Source organism: Curtobacterium sp. PsM8 (genome assembly GCF_030433875.1).
Taxonomy (GTDB): Bacteria; Actinomycetota; Actinomycetes; order Actinomycetales; family Microbacteriaceae; genus Curtobacterium.
This window is the reverse complement of sequence record NZ_JARUXD010000135.1, coordinates 1-3,237: the sequence shown is the minus strand read 5'-3', so window position 1 is coordinate 3,237 and position 3,237 is coordinate 1. Positions and strand designations below refer to the sequence as shown.

At 70.1% G+C, this 3,237-nt stretch carries 3 protein-coding genes; all 3 read right to left on the bottom strand.

Annotation, left to right across the window (positions count from 1 at the left end; genetic code table 11):
• Positions 1 to 59 precede the first annotated feature (59 nt).
• The 3 genes from QCD68_RS17020 to QCD68_RS17010 all read right to left on the bottom strand — a co-directional run bounded on the left by QCD68_RS17020 (position 60) and on the right by QCD68_RS17010 (position 2,977).
• The gene (locus QCD68_RS17020; protein ID WP_253464189.1) at positions 60 to 1,253 is read right to left on the bottom strand and encodes an ABC transporter substrate-binding protein; all 1,194 of its coding nucleotides are present in this window, start codon (positions 1,251 to 1,253) and stop codon (positions 60 to 62) included.
• A gap of 87 nt (positions 1,254 to 1,340) precedes the next feature.
• Positions 1,341 to 2,210, bottom strand: coding sequence for an ABC transporter permease (locus QCD68_RS17015; RefSeq protein WP_111074612.1), 870 nt, complete (start codon positions 2,208 to 2,210; stop codon positions 1,341 to 1,343).
• Positions 2,210 to 2,977, bottom strand: coding sequence for an ABC transporter ATP-binding protein (locus tag QCD68_RS17010; protein WP_258376680.1), 768 nt, complete (start codon positions 2,975 to 2,977; stop codon positions 2,210 to 2,212). Before QCD68_RS17010 ends, QCD68_RS17015 begins: the two co-directional genes overlap by 1 nt.
• Positions 2,978 to 3,237 lie beyond the last annotated feature (260 nt).

Here is a 3,237-nt window from a genome sequence, read left to right as displayed (position 1 = left end):
GGGCGGTCCTGCACCGCGCCTCCCGTCCGGTGGGTGGTCGGCTGGGCCGACCGGCGCGCTCAGAAGCCGAGCGAGACCTTCTTGTCCAGGAACTCGTTCGTGTACAGGTCGGAGGCCTGCAGACCGGACTTCACGTCCCCGCCGTCGCCGGCGAAGACCGGGGTGGCCTTCTCGATGAAGTCGGTGACGCGCTTCTCGTCGAGGTCACCGACGTAGCCGTTGTCACCGTCGGTCGCGATGCCGAGCGACTTCATCTGCTTCGCGGCGAACGCGCCGACCTTCGAGTCGTAGGTCCAGCCGTTGTTGTACTGCTGCACGAGCTGGGTGATCAGGTCGTTGGTGGCGCCGGGGGACTTCAGGTAGTCGACGTCCGCCTGCTGCATCACGGGCACGAGCTGCTTCAGGCACGGCGACAGCTTGGACAGTTCACCGGTGCGGACCGACATCGTCTCGGGGTACGGGTTCCAGCCGGTGCTCGAGACGAGCTTGTACGCGACCTTCTTGCCCCAGGCGGCGACCTGGTTCTGGTAGATGTACGGCTCGGCGGTGGCGAAGCCCTGCTGCGCGTCCTTGCCGCCCGCGGAGACGAACTTCGCCGGGGTGCCGTCGTAGCTGCCGTCGAGGATGCTCTTCGGCAGGATGCCCGCCGACTCGAGGTACGACATGTACGAGGCGCCGTTGAAGTACCGGACCACGCCCTTCTTCTTCTCGAGCTGCTTGCCGAGGTCCTTGATGCTGTCGACGTCCTTGTACTTCGACGGGTCGTACATGATCACGAACGGGGACTGGTCGTTCTCGGCGAACACCGCGGTGGTGGGCAGCTTGCCGGAGAACTGCACGGCCTCGTCGGTGGAGACGTAGCCGAGGGTGATCGACTTGTCCTGGTACATCTGCGAGCTGACCTTCGAGTAGCCGATGGCCGGGCCGCCGGCACGGATCTCGAGCTTCACCCCGGTCGGCTTGCCGTTCGCGTACAGGTCGCCGGTGACGGTCTTGCCGGAGGCGTCGATCGTCGGGTTCGGGCCGAGCATCTGGTACAGGTGGCCGTGCTCGCCCTCCGGGTTCCAGTCGGTCTGGACGACGACGGTCGCGGGGCAGGTGCCGGACAGGTCGACCTTCGGGCCGGTCGCCGTGGCGGCGCTGGCGGCCGTGGTGCTGCTGCCGCTCGCCGAGCCGCTCGCGCAGCCGGTGAGGGCGAGTGCGGTGACGGTGAGGGCGGCGGTGACAGCGCCGATTCGGGTGGTGGTGCGCATGGAGGCTCCGTTCGTGGTGCGGGTCTCGTGGTGCTGGGGGTGGGTGCTGTGGGAAGGGAGGAGCGGGGGCGGCCGACGGGTCGGGCGTCAGCCGAAGTCGTGCCAGCGGCCGACGGCCAGGCGACCGAGCAGGCCGAAGACCAGGAACACCACGACGCCGTAGAGCGAGGCGATGATGATGGTCGCGTAGAGCTCGGGCCCCATCAGTCGCGATGCGGTGACCTGGATCAGGACGCCGAGGCCGGGGTTGCCGCGCTGGAAGAACTGGTCGCCGACGATCGCGCCGATCACGGACAGGCCGGCCGAGGTCCGCAGCCCGACGAAGATCGACGGCAGCGCCGCGGGGACCTGCAGCTTCACCAGTCGGGCGAGGCGGCTGGAGCGCTGGAGCCGGAAGAGCTCGTGCTGCGCCCGGTCGGCGGACTGCAGCCCGAACAGCGTGTTCGACACCATCGGGAACAGGGCGATCATCACCGTGACGATGACCCGGCTGGTGAACTCGTAGCCGAACAGGGCACCGATCAGCGGCACGAGCGCCAGGATCGGCACGCACTGCAGCACGACCGCGTAGGGGTAGAGCGAGTTCTCGAGCCACTTCGCCTGCGCCATCGCCATCGCCCAGAGGACGCCGATGACGATCGCGAACGCCAGCCCGGTCAGTGACACGACGGTGGTCCGTCCGAGGGCCGTCCACAGGTCGTGGCCGAACGTCGAGGGGGCGCCGTTCATCCCGGTCGGGGCGACGATCGCCGTGAGCACCAGGTGCGGGTACGGCACGAGGAACGCCAGGCTCCGGACGTGGTCGTAGTAGTAGGCCGCGGCGTACCAGACGGCGACGAGCACGGCGAGGACGACGACGGGCTGCCACCAGGTGACCGAGCGGCGGGTGCGGGTCGAGGACCGGCGGGCGGCGGTGCGTGCGGTGCGGGCCTCGGCGACCTCCTGCAGCGTGACCATCAGCGGTGTCCTTCCCGGAGCGCGTGCGAGACTTCGCCGACCAGTTCGGCGAACTCGGGGGTGAAGCGGATGTCCGGGTCGCGGGGCATCGGGAAGGGCACGTCGAACCGGCCGACGATGCTGCCCGGTCGGCCCGACATGACGATGACCTCGGTGGACAGGTAGACGGCCTCGGACACCGAGTGGGTGATGAACAGGCCGGCGAACTGCTGCTCCACGAACAGCCGCAACAGTTCGTCGTTGAGGCGTTCGCGGGTGATCTCGTCGAGGGCGCCGAACGGCTCGTCGAACAGGAACAGCTCCGGGTCGAGGGTCAGCGACCGGGCGAGCGAGACGCGCATCCGCATGCCGCCGGACAGTTGCTTCGGCAGGTTCGCCTCGAAGCCGTTCAGACCGACCAGGTCGATCGCGTGCTTCGCCTTCGCGGCCCGTTCGGCCTTGGGCACGTGCCCGAGTTCGGCGAGCAGTTCGACGTTCCCCTGCACGCTCCGCCACGGCAGGAGCGTGGCGTCCTGGAAGACGTAGCCGATCCGGTCGGCGGCGACCCCGGCGGTGCCGTCGGACGCGGTCTCGAGCCCGGAGGCGATCCGGAGCAGCGTCGACTTGCCGCAGCCGGACGGGCCGACGACCGAGACGAACTGGCCGCGGTCCACGGTCAGGTCGACGCCCTGCAGGGCGATGGTGCCGTTCGGGAACGTCATCTCGACGTTCCGGAAGTCGAGCAGCGTGTCCGTCGCGGTGACGGGGGCTGGTGCGGTGGTGGTCACGGCTACCTCGTGTTCTCGTGCATGGTCGTGCGCGGTCAGGGAACGGGGACGGTTGCGGGCTCGGGCACAGTGACCCGGGCGCGGGGGCGGGCCGGTACGTCTCGGGTCGGGGCGGCGACGGTGCGGTGCACCTCGGTGGGGGGGGGGGGGGGGGCGGCGGGGGGGGCCGGGGGGGGGGGGGCCCGGGGGGGGGCCGGGGGGGGGGGGGATCCGCATGGCCGTGTCAGTGTCCACGCAGGTGCGCGGCCGGCACGCCGGGG